This is a genomic window from Pseudomonas multiresinivorans, assembly GCF_012971725.1.
Lineage (GTDB): Bacteria > Pseudomonadota > Gammaproteobacteria > Pseudomonadales > Pseudomonadaceae > Pseudomonas > Pseudomonas multiresinivorans.
In genome coordinates this window covers 4,940,435-4,956,894 of sequence record NZ_CP048833.1, presented here as the reverse complement: position 1 = coordinate 4,956,894, position 16,460 = coordinate 4,940,435, and the positions used below count along the sequence as shown (strand labels likewise).

General features: G+C 63.9%; 14 protein-coding genes. 8 read left to right on the top strand and 6 right to left on the bottom strand.

Annotated elements, in window-relative coordinates; all coding sequences use genetic code 11:
• Positions 1-33 precede the first annotated feature (33 nt).
• The 5 genes from G4G71_RS22685 (at position 34) to G4G71_RS22665 (ending at position 5,191) form a co-directional block, all read left to right on the top strand.
• On the top strand, positions 34-489 hold the full coding sequence (locus G4G71_RS22685) for a DUF6160 family protein (RefSeq protein ID WP_037010433.1): 456 nt from the start codon (positions 34-36) through the stop codon (positions 487-489).
• Between the two features lie 78 nt (positions 490-567).
• Complete coding sequence (locus tag G4G71_RS22680; protein WP_024765704.1) at positions 568-1,329, top strand: C39 family peptidase; 762 nt, start codon at positions 568-570, stop codon at positions 1,327-1,329.
• A 48-nt stretch (positions 1,330-1,377) separates the two neighbouring features.
• On the top strand, positions 1,378-2,382 hold the full coding sequence (locus G4G71_RS22675) for a transporter (RefSeq protein WP_169940347.1): 1,005 nt from the start codon (positions 1,378-1,380) through the stop codon (positions 2,380-2,382).
• 18 nt (positions 2,383-2,400) lie between these two features.
• Entirely contained in the window at positions 2,401-3,999 is a 1,599-nt protein-coding gene (locus tag G4G71_RS22670) for an outer membrane protein transport protein (RefSeq protein WP_024765706.1), read from the top strand.
• Positions 4,000-4,009: 10 nt separating this feature from the next.
• Positions 4,010-5,191: a MalM family protein gene (locus G4G71_RS22665; protein WP_169940345.1), complete on the top strand. Its 1,182-nt coding sequence runs from the start codon at positions 4,010-4,012 to the stop codon at positions 5,189-5,191.
• Positions 5,192-5,401: 210 nt separating this feature from the next.
• Here G4G71_RS22665 and G4G71_RS22660 read toward each other — a convergent pair whose 3' ends face one another.
• From G4G71_RS22660 to ppsR, 6 genes are all read right to left on the bottom strand, one after another.
• Entirely contained in the window at positions 5,402-6,388 is a 987-nt protein-coding gene (locus tag G4G71_RS22660; protein WP_024765708.1) for an alpha-L-glutamate ligase-like protein, read from the bottom strand.
• 3 nt (positions 6,389-6,391) lie between these two features.
• The gene (gene rloB / locus G4G71_RS22655) at positions 6,392-7,927 is read right to left on the bottom strand and encodes an osmotic stress tolerance membrane protein RloB (RefSeq protein ID WP_169940344.1); all 1,536 of its coding nucleotides are present in this window, start codon (positions 7,925-7,927) and stop codon (positions 6,392-6,394) included.
• A 4-nt stretch (positions 7,928-7,931) separates the two neighbouring features.
• Positions 7,932-8,474 (bottom strand): retropepsin-like aspartic peptidase RloA, encoded by a 543-nt coding sequence (rloA, locus tag G4G71_RS22650; protein ID WP_024765709.1) that lies wholly within the window; start codon positions 8,472-8,474, stop codon positions 7,932-7,934.
• A gap of 283 nt (positions 8,475-8,757) precedes the next feature.
• Complete coding sequence (locus G4G71_RS22645) at positions 8,758-9,651, bottom strand: DUF2950 domain-containing protein (protein ID WP_169940342.1); 894 nt, start codon at positions 9,649-9,651, stop codon at positions 8,758-8,760.
• Between the two features lie 10 nt (positions 9,652-9,661).
• Positions 9,662-11,305 (bottom strand): DUF3300 domain-containing protein, encoded by a 1,644-nt coding sequence (locus G4G71_RS22640; RefSeq protein ID WP_169940341.1) that lies wholly within the window; start codon positions 11,303-11,305, stop codon positions 9,662-9,664.
• Positions 11,306-11,468: 163 nt separating this feature from the next.
• Positions 11,469-12,287, bottom strand: coding sequence for a posphoenolpyruvate synthetase regulatory kinase/phosphorylase PpsR (ppsR, locus tag G4G71_RS22635; protein WP_017516884.1), 819 nt, complete (start codon positions 12,285-12,287; stop codon positions 11,469-11,471).
• 166 nt (positions 12,288-12,453) lie between these two features.
• Between ppsR and ppsA the strand changes: the two genes are divergently transcribed.
• The 3 genes from ppsA (at position 12,454) to rraA (ending at position 16,448) form a co-directional block, all read left to right on the top strand.
• Positions 12,454-14,823 (top strand): phosphoenolpyruvate synthase, encoded by a 2,370-nt coding sequence (ppsA, locus tag G4G71_RS22630; RefSeq protein WP_054907752.1) that lies wholly within the window; start codon positions 12,454-12,456, stop codon positions 14,821-14,823.
• Positions 14,824-14,888: 65 nt separating this feature from the next.
• On the top strand, positions 14,889-15,863 hold the full coding sequence (locus tag G4G71_RS22625) for an alpha/beta fold hydrolase (protein WP_169940339.1): 975 nt from the start codon (positions 14,889-14,891) through the stop codon (positions 15,861-15,863).
• 96 nt (positions 15,864-15,959) lie between these two features.
• On the top strand, positions 15,960-16,448 hold the full coding sequence (gene rraA / locus G4G71_RS22620) for a ribonuclease E activity regulator RraA (RefSeq protein WP_024765711.1): 489 nt from the start codon (positions 15,960-15,962) through the stop codon (positions 16,446-16,448).
• The last annotated feature ends 12 nt before the right edge of the window (positions 16,449-16,460 follow it).

The window sequence follows — 16,460 nt, the reverse complement described above, 5'->3', positions numbered from 1 at the left end:
GCAACCCCACCTGAACACTGGAGAGTTATAACAATGAAAATCAAGCAACTGGTTCTTGCAAGCGCAGTTCTGGCCGCTCCGTTCCTGGCACATGCCGACATGAAATCCATGGATGACGCTGCACTGTCCGGTATCACCGGCCAGGATGGCATCAGCATTTCCGGTACCTTCAACGCCTCCATCGGCGCCGTCACCTACAAGGACGCCGATGCCGGCGGCGGTTCCCTGGTCCTGCAGGGTATCCACCTGCCGAGCGTGACCATCGCCGACAACGCCCCGATGACTGTCGACGTGGTGACCACCAACATCACCCCGTCCGGTGGCGGCACCGCTGTTGCAACCCAGCAGCTCGCCATCGGTCTGCCCACCGTGACCGGCGACGTTACCATCGACGCCGTCAAGGTTGGCACCACTGGAGCCAGCATTGGCTCGCTGACCGTTTCCAACCTGAACCTGGCCGGTTCGACCGTGAAGGTCTGGGGTCACTGATCCCGAGGTTGTACGCGCGGTAACCCTTGCCGGCGCCTGCCGGCAAGGTTCTTCCAGGATTGACGAGAAGGGGGCTGGATGTTCGAGATTCTGCTGGGAAGCCTGCTGGGTCTGTTCGGTTTTACCCAGGCGGTGGATACCAAGCCGCAGCAGCAGGGCACAGTGAATATCTCGCAGCCGCTCACGCCCAACGGACCGTTCCGCGAGTCGGTGCAACTCGAACCGATGAGCCAGGTGCAGTTCCGCAACGTTATCCGCCAGGCCTATGACTACAGCTGCGGCTCGGCGGCGCTGACCACGCTGCTGGACTACTACCTGGGTCGCAACCTGGAAGAGCGTCAGGTCATGGAAGGCCTGATCAAGTACGGCGAGGCCGACAAGATCGTCCAGCGCCGTGGGTTCTCGCTTCTGGACATGAAGCGTTATGCCGCCGCACTCGGCTACAAGAGTGGCGGCTTCCGTGCCGAGTTCTCCGACCTGGACTCGCTCGAACACCCGGCGTTGGTGCCGATCCACTATGCCGGCTTCAAGCATTTCGTCGTGGTCCGCGACGTCTACAACGACCACGTTTTCGTTGCCGATCCTGCCTTGGGCAACATCAGTTTCACCCGCGCCCGCTTCGAGGAAATCTGGGACCAGAACGTACTCTTCGTCATCTACCCCAGCGGCCAGGAGCCGAAAAACGCCCTGGAGCTGCGCGAGGCCGACCTGCGCCTGGTGGACGACCGGACCGTCAGCCTGCTGGCATTCCGCGAGTTCCCGGAGATGAGCAAGCTCACCCAGAACCAGATTGGCGAAGCCGCCACGAAGGGGGATGTCCAGTACATCCGGCGCAAGTGATCGCCCGATCGGCCCATACGAATAAGAACAAGACCAGGGGATAGCAACATGGATTTCAAGGGGTTTGCGTGCGTTGCCGCTCTGGCCTTGCTGGCGAGTACCAGCGCCATCGCCGAAGAAGCGACAACCGAGGACGCGCGTGACGCGCTGGCCAAGAAGGACACCGACGCCGACAGCGCCAAGGCGCTGGAACAGGTGTTCCAGGCCGCCGAGAAGAGCTACACCCTGCTCAAGAAGGGTGAGCGCCAGCTGACCTACGGCTTCGACTACACCCTGATGCGCGACACGCGCCTGCAGGCCGTGCGCAGTGGCGAGAACGTCTACAGCGTGCTGGCCCAGAGCGAGGCGCAGCACACCTTCACCAACTCCTTCACCTTCGACTACGGCATCTGGGACAACCTGACCTTCAGCATGCGCCTGCCGTTCGTGGCCAAGTACGACACCGAGCGCGACATCCATGCCTACAGCCTGGGTGACATTTCCGCGACGATGCGTTGGCAGCCCTGGGCCGCGCGCCGTGGCCGGCCGGTCACCACGCTCTACGCAACCCTCGGCCTGCCCACCGGTGATAGCCCCTACAAGGGCAACGTGCAGGACGACGTTTCCACCGGCGCTGGTTACTACAGCCTCGGTGCCGGGGCCAACATGTCCTACGTGATCGACCCGGTCGTGCTCTACGGCTCGCTGGGTTACACCTACAACATGAAGGTCGACGACATCCACCAGAACCAGTTCGGCGAAGAGCTGGAGAAGGTGGTGCCGGGCGATACGCTTAACTTCGCCATGGGCATGGCGTACGCGCTGTCCTACGACGTTTCCTTGGCCACCTCTTACCAGATGGCCTACTCGTTCAAGAACAAGTACTACTTCAACGACCGCACGGTCGAGGCGCCCGAGCAGACCAGCGCGATCATGAACTTCTCGCTCGGCCTGCGAACATCGCCGGACTACATCGTCAACGTGAACGCCGGTTTCGGTCTGACCGAAGACTCGCCGGATGTACTGCTGGGGGTTTCCCTTCCCCTGGATATCCAAGGCCTCAAAGCCCAGTAACCGACGAGCGACTACCACATGACTATGCGCATTTCGCCCCTCGCGGTGGCGATGGCAGGGGTAGGGTTTGGCTGGGCGACGCTCGCCAACGCCCAGTTGGCCAACGACCTGACCATCGGCAACCCCAAGGCCATGGCCATGGCCAACGCGGTCACGGCCGACTCCACCGGCATCGATGCGGTGCACTACAACCCCGCCGCCCTGACCAAGCTCAAGGGCCGCCAGACCCAGATCAAGCTGATCACCGGGGTCATGGATATCCGCGCCGGTTTCAAGGCGCCGCCGGACTATGGCTCCGCCGCATTCGGCCTGGACGACGATCCGGTCGCCGGGCAGAACAGCCGTACCCTGACCCCGACCATGTACCTGCCGGGCCTCGGCGGCATGACCGACATGCCCCTGCTGGTGGCGCCGCTCGCGGGGCTTTCAATCAACCCGCCGGGCTCCAAGTTCACCTTCGCCACCAACGTCTACGCGCCCCAGGCGCTGGGCTATTCGCGCGACTCCGACAGCGACCCGGCGCGCTACGAAGGCCGTCGCGTCTCGCTGCAACGCATCACCTACTTCTCGCCCTCGGTGGGCTATGAGGTCAACGACACGCTGTCGGCGGGCCTGTCGATCGGCTTCTCGCACCAGGCCATGGCCCTGGATACCGACTTCCGCAACCCCGGCCTGCTCACCGGCCTGCTGCAGACCCTGCACGACACCACCTGCGTGCCGGGCGCGCAGGAGATCGTCGAGCTGGTATTCAACGTCTGCGGTGGCCGCATTGGCCCCTACGATTCGCTGGCCAACCTCAAGCTGGACATGCAGCAGACCCTGTCACCCAGCTTCAACCTGGGGGTGCTCTGGGAGCCCTACGACTGGTTCGCCTGGGGCGCGACCTACCAGAGCGAGTCACGCATGCACCTCAAGGGCAAATACCGCGTTGACTACACCAAGGACTGGCAGGGCTTCTGGTCCGGCATGCAGAGCTCGGTGTTCGGCGCCTTCCTCAGCCCGCTGTTCCCCTATGGCAATGCCGAGGAAGAGCACGGCGTGGCGACGCTGAACATGGTCAACCCGGACAGCTTCTCCACCGGCATCAAGGTGCGTCCGTTCGACAAGTGGCAGTTCAACTTCGACCTGAAGTGGACCGACTACAGCGACTGGAACAAGCTGGAAATCGAGTTCGACAAGGAGCTTGACCTGCTGCGTATCGCCAAGAACTTCGCACCCAACGGTGCCACCGACCACAGCATCATCCTCGACCGCGGCTACCAGGACACCTGGAGCTACGCCATGGGGATGCAGTACGACGTTAATGACCGCCTGCAACTGCGCGCCGGCTATGAATATCGCCCCTCGGCGATTCCCAAGGACAAGGCCGACGCGCTGGTGCCCATCGGCGATGCCAACCTCTACGGCCTGGGCCTGGGCTACCAGTGGGACAAGGACACGGTGATCGACCTGGGCTTCAACTACTTCGTCTCCAAGCAGAGCATCAAGGCGGGCACCAGCTGCAACCTGAACTGCACCGGCATCGACAACCTGGTCTACAACCCTTATGCCGGGCTCGATGTCAGCACCACGGTGAAGGCCTACGTCTTTGCCATGACTTACCGCACCACCTTCTGAGGGCATGAACATGGGCAGGCTGACCCTCCTGATCTCCTGCATCGCCGCCGCTGGCCTCAGCGCGTCGGTGCAGGCCGCCAGTGGCCGCTACCTGTCGTGGATCGACGACAGCGGCCAGGTGCACAACACCTTCGTCGATGACAGCTATGCCAAACAGCAACGCCAGGCGGACAGGCGCATCGACCAGAGCGACCGAGCGCGGTTGATCGACGTCAGCGCTACCCAGTGGCCGGGAAGCCGGCCAGCGGGGGAGAGCAAAAGGCGCTATTTCACCTGGGTCGATGCCCAGGGCAACCTGCAGAACAGCTTCTACGCCGCCGGCCAGGTCGCGCCCGGCCGTGCCGACTATGTGCTGCCCAACGGCGACCATTCCTCCGAGTACATCGATGCCGAGTCCTATGAGGACCGCGGCTTCGTCCGCAGCGAGAACGGCAGCCCGTACTTCACCTGGGTCGACGACAAGGGCCAGGTGCGCAACTCGCCGATCACTGCGGAGCAACGCGGCGAAACCTTCCGTCGTGGCGAGCAGGGCGGCAGCCAGATCGCTTTCACCGAAGGCCGCCAGATCGACCTGAAAACACGCCCGAGCAACTTGCCGGGGCTCGATGGCGCAGGCGAGCAGACCGACGCCATGAAGGCACTGCTCAAGGGCAGCGGCAAGACCCTGGACGATCTCTACGTCGACCTGCAGCGGCGCTGCTGCGACCAGATGGGCGAAGGGGATTTCACCGAGCTGTCGGCCGAGGAACCGCGCTACGAGGAGCTGAACAAGTTCTCGCCGAGCTTCGACTTTCCCATGGGCAAGAGCTACTACGTGGCGATGAAGCTGCCCAGCTCCCAGCGCGTCTACGGTCTGCGCGTGCGCAGCTTCGCCAATCACCAGGTGGTCTACCCGTCGCTGCTGTTCCTCGACGAGCAGAAACGCCCGACTCGACTGGTGAGCGATGCGGTGTACAAGCTCAATCCGGAAACCTGGTACCGCTACGCGTTCATCGAGGGAACCATCCCGGTGCGTGCGAACCAGGGCGAGCGCTACGTGCTGTTGCTGACTACCGACGAGGACCGCAGCCTGCAGACTCTGGATAACAAACCGTACAAGCGCCCGCTGGAGAACCTGGCGGTGAACGAGGCGGGGATGAAGGTGCGTGAGCACGGCGACCAGGGTGGATTCGAGCTGGCGGTGGTGCGCTGAGCCCATTGAGCAGAGCAGCTCTTCGTAGGAGCGAGCTTGCTCGCGAACCGCTCAACTGCGGAGCCGCCGGGGAGTCCGTTCGCGAGCAAGCTCGCTCCTACAGTTCTACGCTAACGCTCATTGCCGAAGCGCTCCATAGTCGAGATCGCGGGCACCAGCGGGCAATGAAAAAGCCCGGCAATTGCCGGGCTTTTTCATGGGCAGCGCGACTCAGACTTCCTTCGGATGAACATGGCCGAACAGCTGCTGGGAGAAGCGCACGCGCTCCTCCACGGTCTCCTTCACGCCCTTGGCTTCCAGCTCGGCGATATGCGCCTCGACGGCATGGGTGCGCAGGGTCAGGCCGCAGTCGTTGGCGATCTGGATGTTCAGGCCGGGGCGGGCGTTGAGCTCGAGGATCAGCGGGCCCTTGTCCTGGTCCAGCACCATGTCCACGCCGATGTAGCCCAGGCCGCACAGCTCGTAGCAGCCGGCGGCGAGCTTCATGAAGCCGTCCCAGTTCGGCAACTGCACGCCGTCCACCGCATTGGTGGTGTCCGGGTGCTTGCTGATCTTGTTGTTCAGCCAGGTGCCGCGCAGGGTCAGGCCGGTGGCCAGGTCTACACCCACGCCGATGGCGCCCTGGTGCAGGTTGGCCTTGCCGTTGGACTGGCGGGTCGGCAGGCGCAGCATCGCCATCACCGGGTAGCCCATCAGGACGATGATGCGGATGTCCGGCACGCCTTCGTAGCTGATGCTCTTGAAGATCTGGTCCGGGGTCACCCGGTACTCGATCAGCGCGCGGTCGCGGTGGCCGCCCAGGGAGTACAAGCCGGTGAGGATGCTGGAGAGCTGATGCTCGATTTCCTCATGGCTGATGATTCGCCCGGAGACCGTCTTGTAGCGTTCCTCGAAGCGGTCGGCGATCACCAGGATGCCGTCGCCGCCGGCGCCCTGCGCCGGCTTGATCACGAAGTCGCTGCGCTCGCCGATGATTTCCGGCAGGCGTTCGATCTCCTTCTCGGTGGAGATGATCCCGTACATTTCCGGTACGTGGATGCCCGCTTCGATGGCGCGCTGCTTGGTGATGATCTTGTCATCGACGATCGGGTACAAGTGCCGCTGGTTGTACTTGAGCACGTAGTCCGCGTTGCGTCGGTTGATGCCCATGATGCCTTTGGCTTCCAGGGCTTTCCATCGCTTGATCAGGCCGAACATGGCTTAGTCCTTGAGGAAGGCTTTGAAGCGGAACAGTTCGGTCAGGCGGTAACCGCGGTAGCGGCCCATCGCCAGCATGAACGACACCAGAATCAGCAGCACGGCCGGGAAGGTGAACACGAAGTACACCAGTTCCGGTACGCGCATCAGGATGTGCGCCAGGGCGGCAGCGAACAGGGTGCCGATGGCAGCCTTCATGGCGTGGGCGGCGCCGCGCTCTTCCCAGGTGATCGACAGGCGTTCGATGCTCATGGTCAGGATCACCATCGGGAACAGGGCGACCGACAGGCCGCTCTCGAAGCCGAGCTTGTGGCTGAGCAGGCTGATGGCGGCGATCATCACCACCACGAAGGTCAGCACCACCGATAGGCGCGGCAGCATCTGCAACTTCAGGTGTTCCAGGTAGGAGCGCAGCGACAGGCCCAGCGCGGTGATCACCGTGAACAGGCCAATACCCCACTGCAGGCCGGTCTCGCGGAAGGCCAGGGCGATCAGCACCGGGGTGAAGGTGCCCAGGGTCTGCAGGCCGATCAGGTTGCGCAGGATCAGGATCACCAGCACGCCGAACGGGATCATGATCATGATCTGGAAGGTCTGCTGGGTGGACAGCGGCAGGCCGTACAGCGAGTACTCGAGGAAGGCTGCATCGGTGTTCTCGTCCGACAGCTTGGCCAGGCGGATGGCGTTCATCTCGCTGCTGTTCAGGCTGAAGTTGACCGTCGCTTTCTTGCCGCCTTCGATGGACAGCAGGCTCTCGTCACCCAGCCACCAGATCAGGCGGTCGTTGGGCAGGCCACGTTCGCCGGTTTCCGGGTTGAAGTACAGCCACTCCTTGCCGTTGTAGCTGCGCAGCCAGAGCTCGGGCTGTTGCGGCTGGTTGGCGACCAGGCGGATGGTGTGCACGCGCTCCAGCGGCACGTGGGCCACGGCGAGCAGGGTCTCGACCACGTGGGAGCGCTTGTCCAGGCTGGTATCGCCGGCCAGCAGCAGCTTCACGTTGTCGTCATTGAGGTTGTTGGCGCGCTTGATGGCTTCGCTGACGAAGGTCTCGACGTCCGCCGAGTGCTGGCGGATGGGCGCGATCAGCGCTTCGGCGGCGATCTTGTCCGGGCCTTCCAGCGGCAGGCTGTCGCGGAAGATCGGGCCTTTCTCCTTGGCTTTCTCGCCGCTGGCGCCGGCATAGCGCTTGGTCAGCACCAGGCGGTAGTAGAGAGTCTGCTGGCCGCTGGCGCGACGCGAGGACCAGGTTACCTTGCGGTTGCCGTCCGAGCGGTTGATGCCCACACCGTAGTTGTTGGAGACAAAGCTCTCGTTGAGGCTGACGTAATCCTGGGTCAGCGGCGGCACGAACATCTGCACCTTCACCGGGGTCTTCGGCGTGGCGACGAACTCGACTTTGGCGTCGATGTTCCACAGGTCGTCGGTCTCGGCCTCGGTCATGGGAATGCCGAGGACGAAGATCTGGTAGGCAGTGATCGCGACGCCCAGCGTCAGCAGGATGGCGATCAGGACCTTCAGATGCAGGGTAAGAGAGCGCATGGGATTACTCGGCAGGTTTCGCTACGGGTTGGCAGCCGGGCTTGCCGGCAGCGTATTTCAGGCTCGGGTCGACCAGGGCGCCGAAGCGCTTGAGCGCGTCGGAGCCGATCAGAAGCGGGTATTGGAAGGCGCTGCGGTCGGTAAGGTTCACTTCGATGGTGCGCAGGGCCTTGCCCATGCACAGCTCCAGTTCGATCACCGGGCGCGCGGTATAGGCCTTGCCTTCGTCGGGGTCGTAATCGCCGTGGCGGCGCTTGATCTTGCTGATGCGCGCCAGGGGTTTCTCGATGGGCTGGCTGTCGGCGGTGTCGGTGGCCAGGTAGAAGCGCACCCAGGTCTCGCCGTCGCGCTTGAAGCGCTTGATATCGCGGGCGCTGAGGGAGGCGGTCTTGGCGCCGGTATCGAGCTTGGCGGCCAGCTCGATGTCCAGGTCGTTGATCCGCGCGTATTCGTTCAGGCCATAGACGGTCTTGCCGGCAGCGGCGCTGATGCCGGGAAGCAGGAATATGCTCAGGAAGAGGAGCAGGGCAGTGGGCTTGAGTCTCATGGGCCTTGATGAGTGAGTGGCCGCAAAGCCTTGAAAAGAAACGCCCCGGTCGTCACCCCTTATGGCTGTAGCCGGCATGCCGGCCGGCGGGGCCTGGTGACGCCAGGCAATAGCGCGGCGAATTCTATCATGTGGTTTTTCGCTGGCGACAGTCGGTTGGCGCCTTGGCAGGGTATTTGTTTCAGGCTCATGACAGGCCGGCGCGTGCCTGCCGGGCAGCGAGGCGAGAGGCAGACTTTCCCCGCCCCGTCCGACCGCCGGAAGGCCGGACGGGTTCAGGGCGTCAGGGTTTTTCTTCCTCCGCCGTGACTTCGGTCCAGCTGCTGTCCGGGTCGAATCGGCTCATCTTCATGGCGATCTTGCCGCTCTCCGGGCCGAGGTTCTTCGAGAATATCTCGCCGTCATGGCTGATCATGAAGCTCATGACACCGCTGTCGCCGTACTTCACCGGCCAGGCGATCAGGGCAAAGCCGCGGGTCATCCTGCCGCCGATCTTATAGTCGTAGGCGCCTCCCGGTGCCGATGGCCCTTGGGCCGTGAGGATGTGGTAGTGGTAGCCGTGCCAGCCGTCACCGGGCAGTTCGTCGCCGAACAGCGGTCCGAGCGGGCTTTCCTCGCCGCCCTCTTCCTCGGGCCAGTACAGGCCATCGTGTTGCCCGTCGCTGCTGACGAATTTCTGTGCGTATTCCAGGATGCCGTCGCCGTTGCGGTCGACCTCGGCGAAGTCCATCTGCGCATCGTGGTAGGCCTGCACGGCTTCCAGGGTCGATTCCTCGTTGCGGCCGATGCGGCGGATGCGGATTTCCTCGCCGCCGGCCTTGGCGTTGAATGCCCAGCCTTTTTTCTCCTGCTCGATGGGCAGGGGCAGCGTCCAGGGATCGTTACCCACCACCAGATGCGCGCGCGTGGCGTTGTCCTTGTGGATTTCGTGCTTGTCCCGATAGTGCGCGAGGAAGGCGTCCACCTCGTCGCGGTCGATGCCTTCGGTGGGGATGTAGTTGTGCCAGTCGTTGCCGAGCAAGGCGGCGAGGCGCTCCGGATCGGCTTTCTCGGTGCCGAGCGCAGCGATGAAGGCGTCGGCGGCGGCTTCCGGGGTGGGGAAGGACTCCTGTGCCAGCAGGACGCCGGGCAACGTACCCAGGAGGGCGAGCGCCAGCAGGCGCGATGCGATATGCATGACTCGTCTCCTATCGGCGTCCGCCGCCACGAGGCGCGCGGGCAGGGCGTTGCACGGTGTGGCCGGCGCGTGCCGCCTGCGGGCGGCTGGCAGCGGCGCGGCTGACTTGGCCGCGGTTAGCGAGCTCGCGGGTCTGCCGTGGATTGTTGGCGCCGGCGAAGGCGTTGTTGCGTGGAGCCTGGGTCCGGGCGTGCTGCTGACGGGCCTGTTCACGAATTTTCTGGTTGTTCTGCGCCCTCGGTCGCTGCTGGGATTGTGCGTTGCGGTTCTGCGCCACGTTCTGCGCGCGCTGACGGGCCTCGGGGTTGTTCTTCAGTTCGCGGGTGGCGTTCTGCGCGCGTTCGCGGGCCTGGTTGACGTCGCGCGGTTCGCGGTTGGCCTGCTGGGCACGCTGGAGGGCCTGCGGGTTGTCGCGCAGGTCGCGGGTCGCAGCCTGGGCACGCTCACGTGCCTGCTGATTGTTCGCAGGCGGTGCGACTCCGCGCTGGGCCAGGCTTTCCCGAGCGCGCGAGCGCTCCTGCGCCTTGGCCGAGTCGAAGCCGCGCATGGCCTCGCGCTGCTCGCCACCGGCAAGCCGGCGGTTGTACTGCTCGCGGCTGCGGGTATCGCGATAGGGCACGCCGTTGCGGTAGGTCGGGTCATGGCGCCAGGCGGTGCGATTGCCGTTGACGGTGCGGTTGCTGTTGAAGTCGCGGTTGACGTTGACGTTCCGGTTGCTGTTGAAGTTGTTGTAGTGCTCCACGTCCACGTCGATCTCATGGTCGTCCCAGTCGCAGTCGCCCCAGAGCGAGCCGACGATGGCGACGCCCGCGCCAAATGCCAGGCCGGTCGCCAGTGCCGTGGCCACCGGGTATTCGGGCGGAGGCGGGTAGTAGACCGGTGGGCTCGACGGATAGGCCCAGGTGCCATAGACCTGTGTCGGGTTGTAGCTGGGGACGTAGACCACCTGCGGATCGGCCGGCTCGATGATGATCGTCTGCGCCGGCGCCGATTGCTGCACAACCGCGGTACCGCCGCTGGGCGCGGGCTGGGCGGGGGCCGGCGGCGCCGGTTTCACGGTGACGGTCTGCTGCTCGTTCGACTGCAGGTTGCCGGCGGCCTGGGCCTGGCGACGCAGGCGCTGGATGGCGTCCATCACCGCATCAGGCTGGGCCAGGAAGGCATCGCCGACCCGTTGCACCCAGACCGGGTCCTGCCCCAGCGTTGCCAGCACCAGTGGGAAGGCAACCAGCGATTGGACGCTGGGGTCCCATGGCTGATCTGCCACCTGCTTCACGGCGTCGTCGCCACTGACTTTGGGGTGCGCCTTCGACCATGCTGCCGCGTCGGCCACATTGCCGGGGTAGGTAGTCGCCATCAGCACCTGCGCCAGCAGAGAGTCGGGATACAGCGCCAGGGGCGCAAGCATCTGGTCCAGTTGCTCAGGGGTGAATACGGCCTGGGACTGTTGCTCTGCAGGGGCTGGGGCAGGTGCAGGTGCGGTGGCTGGTTGCGCGGGCGCAGCAGCCTGGGCCGGGGGCGGCGCTGGCACGGCGGCGGGCTGAGTGTTGGCTGGGGGGCTCGGGTTGGCCGCCTTGGCTTTGGGTGGTTCATCCGAATCGCAACCCGACAGTGCCAGCAAGACGACCAGAACCAGGTACTGACATTCTCGCATGGCGCTCTCCTGTGCCGTTGCAGTGGAATGCCCGCCCCCATGACATAGGTCACGGGTAATTCGTGGGTCTGGAGAATGATAGGCGCAGCGGCGAGAAGCTGCCGAAAGATCAACGGCCGGTATGACCGGCCGTCGAGCTCAGAGGCGATGAGTCTCTGGGGGATTACTTCAGGCGGCGCTCGACGCCTTTTTCCACCAGGATCTTCGCGGAGATTTCCTCCACCGAGAAGTGCGTGGAATTGATGTAGGCGATGTTCTCGCGGCGGAACAGGTTCTCCACCTCGCGAACTTCGAACTCGCATTGGGCGAAGCTGGCGTAGCGGCTGTTGGGCTTGCGTTCGTGGCGGATGGCGGTGAGCCGGTCCGGGTCGATGGTCAGGCCGAACAGCTTGTGCTTGTAGGGCTTGAGTGCATTGGGCAACTGCAGGCGCTCCATGTCCTCTTCGGTCAGCGGGTAGTTGGCCGCACGGATGCCGTATTGCAGGGCCATATAGAGGCAGGTGGGCGTCTTGCCGCAGCGCGAGACACCGACCAGGATCAGGTCGGCCTTGTCGTAGTAGTGGGTGCGGGCGCCGTCGTCGTTGTCGAGGGCGAAGTTCACCGCATCGATCCGCTCCATGTAGTGCGGGTTATGGCCGATGCTGTGGGATTTTCCGACGGAATACGACGAGTCTGAGGATAATTCTTGCTCGAGCGGGGACAAAAAGGTCGAGAAGATGTCAATCATGAAACCGTTGGATTGCGCAAGGACCGAACGGATCTCACGATTGACGATGGTATCGAAGATGATCGGTCTTGCCCCGTCCGCCTCCGCAGCCCGGTTGATTTGCTGTACCATGACGCGCGCTTTTTCTTCGGTATCGATGTAAGGTCGCGTCAGTTTGGTGAAGTTGATGTTCTCGAACTGCGCCAGAAGGCTCTGGCCGAGGGTTTCGGCAGTGATGCCGGTGCCGTCGGAAATGAAGAATGCAGTTCGTTTCATGTGCGCTGCGGGCCTTATTAGGTAGGATCGAATCCTGGTTATGATAGGCCCCACGTTTGCAAGGCCCTTTGCCGGGGCATTCTCACCCATTTTTCCGGCTCCGGCCAGAAGGGTGGGGTCGCTCCGACTCGTATGACCTTTTCCAACACTTAGTGGAGAGATCACCTTGGTAGAGTACGTAGTTTCCCTCGATAAGCTCGGCGTCCACGATGTCGAACATGTGGGGGGCAAGAACGCATCCCTGGGCGAAATGATCAGCAACCTCGCCGGTGCCGGCGTTTCCGTACCGGGTGGCTTTGCCACTACCGCCCAGGCCTACCGTGACTTCCTCGACCAGAGCGGCCTGAACGATCGCATCCACGCGGCGCTCGACGCCCTGGACGTGGACGATGTCAACGCCCTGGCCAAGACCGGCGCGCAGATCCGCCAGTGGGTGATGGACGCCGAGTTCCCCGAGCGCCTCGATGCCGAGATCCGCAAGGCCTTTGCCGAAATGGCCGGCAGTAACGACAACATGGCCGTGGCCGTGCGTTCCTCCGCCACCGCCGAAGACCTGCCGGACGCGTCCTTCGCCGGCCAGCAGGAAACCTTCCTGAACATCCGCGGCGTGGACAACGTGATCCGCGCGGCCAAGGAAGTCTTCGCCTCCCTCTTCAACGACCGTGCCATCGCCTACCGCGTGCACCAGGGCTTCGACCACAAGCTGGTCGCCCTGTCCGCCGGCGTGCAGCGCATGGTCCGTTCGGAAACCGGCACTGCCGGGGTAATGTTCACCCTGGACACCGAATCCGGTTTCCGTGACGTGGTGTTCATCACTGGTGCCTATGGCCTCGGCGAGACCGTGGTGCAAGGCGCGGTGAACCCCGACGAGTTCTACGTCCACAAGCCGACCCTGGAAGCTGGCCGTCCGGCCATCCTGCGTCGCAACCTGGGCAGCAAGGCCATCAAGATGATCTACGGCGACGAAGCCAAGGCCGGTAAATCGGTCAAGGTGGTCGATGTGGAGAAGGCCGACCGCGCCCGCTTCGCCCTGTCCGACGCCGAAGTGACCGAACTGGCCAAGCAGGCCCTGATCATCGAGAAGCACTACGAGCGTCCGATGGACATCGAGTGGGCCAAGGACGGTGACGACGGCAAGCTGTACATCGTGCAGGCCCGTCCGGAAACCGTGAAGAGCCGTTCCAGCGCCAACGTGATGGAGCGCTACCTGCTCAAGGAAAAAGGCAAGGTCCTGGTCGAAGGCCGCGCCATCGGTCAGCGCATCGGCGCCGGTCCGGTGAAGGTGATCCACGACGTTTCGGAGATGGACAAGGTCCAGCCGGGCGACGTACTGGTCTCCGACATGACCGACCCGGACTGGGAACCCGTGATGAAGCGCGCCAGCGCCATCGTCACCAACCGTGGCGGCCGTACCTGCCACGCTGCGATCATTGCCCGTGAACTGGGTATCCCGGCTGTCGTCGGCTGCGGCAATGCCACCCAGGCGCTGAAGGATGGCCAGCGTGTGACCGTGTCCTGCGCGGAAGGCGATACCGGCCTGATCTACGAGGGCGAGCTGGGCTTCGACGTCCGTCAGAACTCGGTCGATGCCATGCCCGACCTGCCGTTCAAGATCATGATGAACGTCGGTAACCCTGACCGTGCCTTCGACTTCGCCCAACTGCCGAACGAAGGTGTGGGCCTGGCCCGTCTCGAATTCATCATCAACCGCATGATCGGCGTGCACCCCAAGGCGCTGCTGAACTTCGCCAGCCTGCCGGCGGACATCAAGGAAAGCGTCGAGAAGCGCATCGCCGGCTACGACGATCCGGTCGGCTTCTACGTCGAGAAGCTGGTCGAGGGCGTCAGCACCCTGGCCGCGGCCTTCTGGCCGAAGAAGGTCATCGTGCGCCTGTCGGACTTCAAGTCCAACGAGTACGCCAACCTGATCGGCGGCAAGCTCTACGAGCCGGAAGAAGAGAACCCGATGCTCGGCTTCCGTGGCGCCTCGCGCTACATCAGCGAATCCTTCCGCGACTGCTTCGAGCTCGAATGCCGCGCGATGAAGAAGGTCCGCAACGAGATGGGCCTGACCAACGTCGAGCTGATGGTGCCTTTCGTGCGTACCCTTGGCGAAGCCTCCCAGGTCGTCGATCTGCTGGCCACCAATGGTCTCAAGCGTGGCGAGAACGGCCTGCGCGTCATCATGATGTGCGAGCTGCCGTCCAACGCCCTGCTGGCCGACGAGTTCCTCGAGTTCTTCGACGGCTTCTCCATCGGCTCCAACGACCTGACCCAGCTGACCCTGGGCCTGGACCGTGACTCGGGCATCGTTGCGCACCTGTTCGACGAGCGTAACCCGGCCGTTAAGAAGCTGCTGTCCAACGCCATCCAGGCGTGCAACCGTGCCGGCAAGTACATCGGCATCTGCGGCCAGGGCCCGTCGGACCACCCGGACCTCGCCAAGTGGCTGATGGAACAGGGCATCGAGAGCGTGTCGCTGAACCCCGACTCGGTCCTCGATACCTGGTTCTTCCTCGCCGAAGGCCAGTCCTGACGTTTCCCTTACCATCCTGAGAAGGGCGGGTGAATTCACCCGCCCTTTTTTGTGCAAGCGATTCCATGCAAAGCAGCAGTCAACTATTTCCCGTCGCGCTCGTGAGCGCCGAATTGCGGGGCGACCTCACCGAGGACGTCTACCGCCTCAAGCCCAACAACAGCCCGGACTCCAGCGTCGAGCTGGCCGTTACTCGCCTGGGGCGCCCCAACGGGCGCCGGGGCGTGCCGGTGATCCTGCTGCACGGCAGCTTTTCCAACCGCCGCTTCTGGTACTCACCCAAGGGCATTGGCTTGGGCGCCCACCTGGCGCGAGCTGGCTTCGACGTGTGGATTGCGGAAATGCGTGGCCACGGCCTGTCGCCGCGCAACGGGGACTACGACCGTAACCGGGTCGCCGACTACGCGCGCTTCGACCTGCCGGCCATCGCCAACTTCGTGGTCGAGCAGAGTGGCCAGGTGCCGCATTGGCTTGGCCATTCCCTGGGCGGTGTGACCCTCGCCGCCGCCCTGGGTGGCGGTTACCTGGATGATCGGCAAGCGGCGAGTGCGGCGCTATGCGGCAGCCAGGTCAGCCGTACCTACTGGCCGTTGAAGTTGCCGCCTGTGGCATGGGGCGGGCGATTCCTGCTCAGGCGCATGGGCGGCCTGTCCGGGGCCCGACTCAAGCGCGGACCGGAGGACGAGCCGCTGGGCCTGGCGCTGGAGGCCCTGCACTGGTACAGCCTGTTCGGCCGTTTCGGCGAGAAGGGCAACGACTGGTGGGGTGGATTGCAGAAGGTTTCCGTGCCCGTCCTGGCGATCGGCTCCGACGGCGATATCCAGGATCCTGCCTGGGCCTGCCGCAAGCTCCTGGAGCAGTTTGGTTCCGAGGTGCGCGAATATCTGCACCTGGGGCGTCGTCAAGGCTTCTCCGAGGATTTCGGCCATGTCGAAATGCTGATCAGCAAGGGCGCCCAGCGCGAAGTCTGGCCACAGCTGCAGCATTGGCTGGAGCACGGTTGCCTGCCGGCGGAACAGGGCGCTCTGGCGCAGGCTTGAGCTTGGCGCGGCAGGGAGTAGACTGTGACGCCATTGCGGCTTTCGGTCACATCCAGGCCTGAAACCCTGCCGGATTTCATCAAGAGGAGCGTCTCCATGCATTACGTCACCCCCGATCTGTGCGATGCCTACCCGGAGCTGGTCCAGGTCGTCGAGCCGATGTTCAGCAACTTCGGCGGGCGGGACTCCTTCGGTGGCGAGATCGTCACCATCAAGTGCTTCGAGGACAACTCGCTGGTCAAGGAGCAGGTCGAGAAGGACGGCAAGGGCAAGGTGCTGGTGGTGGATGGCGGCGGCTCGCTGCGTCGCGCGCTGCTGGGCGACATGCTCGCCGAGAAAGCCGCCAAGAGCGGCTGGGAAGGCATCGTGGTGTACGGCTGCATCCGTGACGTCGACGTGATCGCGCAGACCGACCTGGGCGTGCAGGCACTGGCCAGCCACCCGATGAAGACCGACAAGCGCGGCATCGGCGACCTGAACGTCGCCGTGACCTTCGGCGGCATCACCTTCCGCCCGGGCGAGTTCGTCTACGCCGACAACAACGGCATCATCGTTTCGCCTAAAGCGTTGAAAATGCCGGAATAATTCGAACCTTCC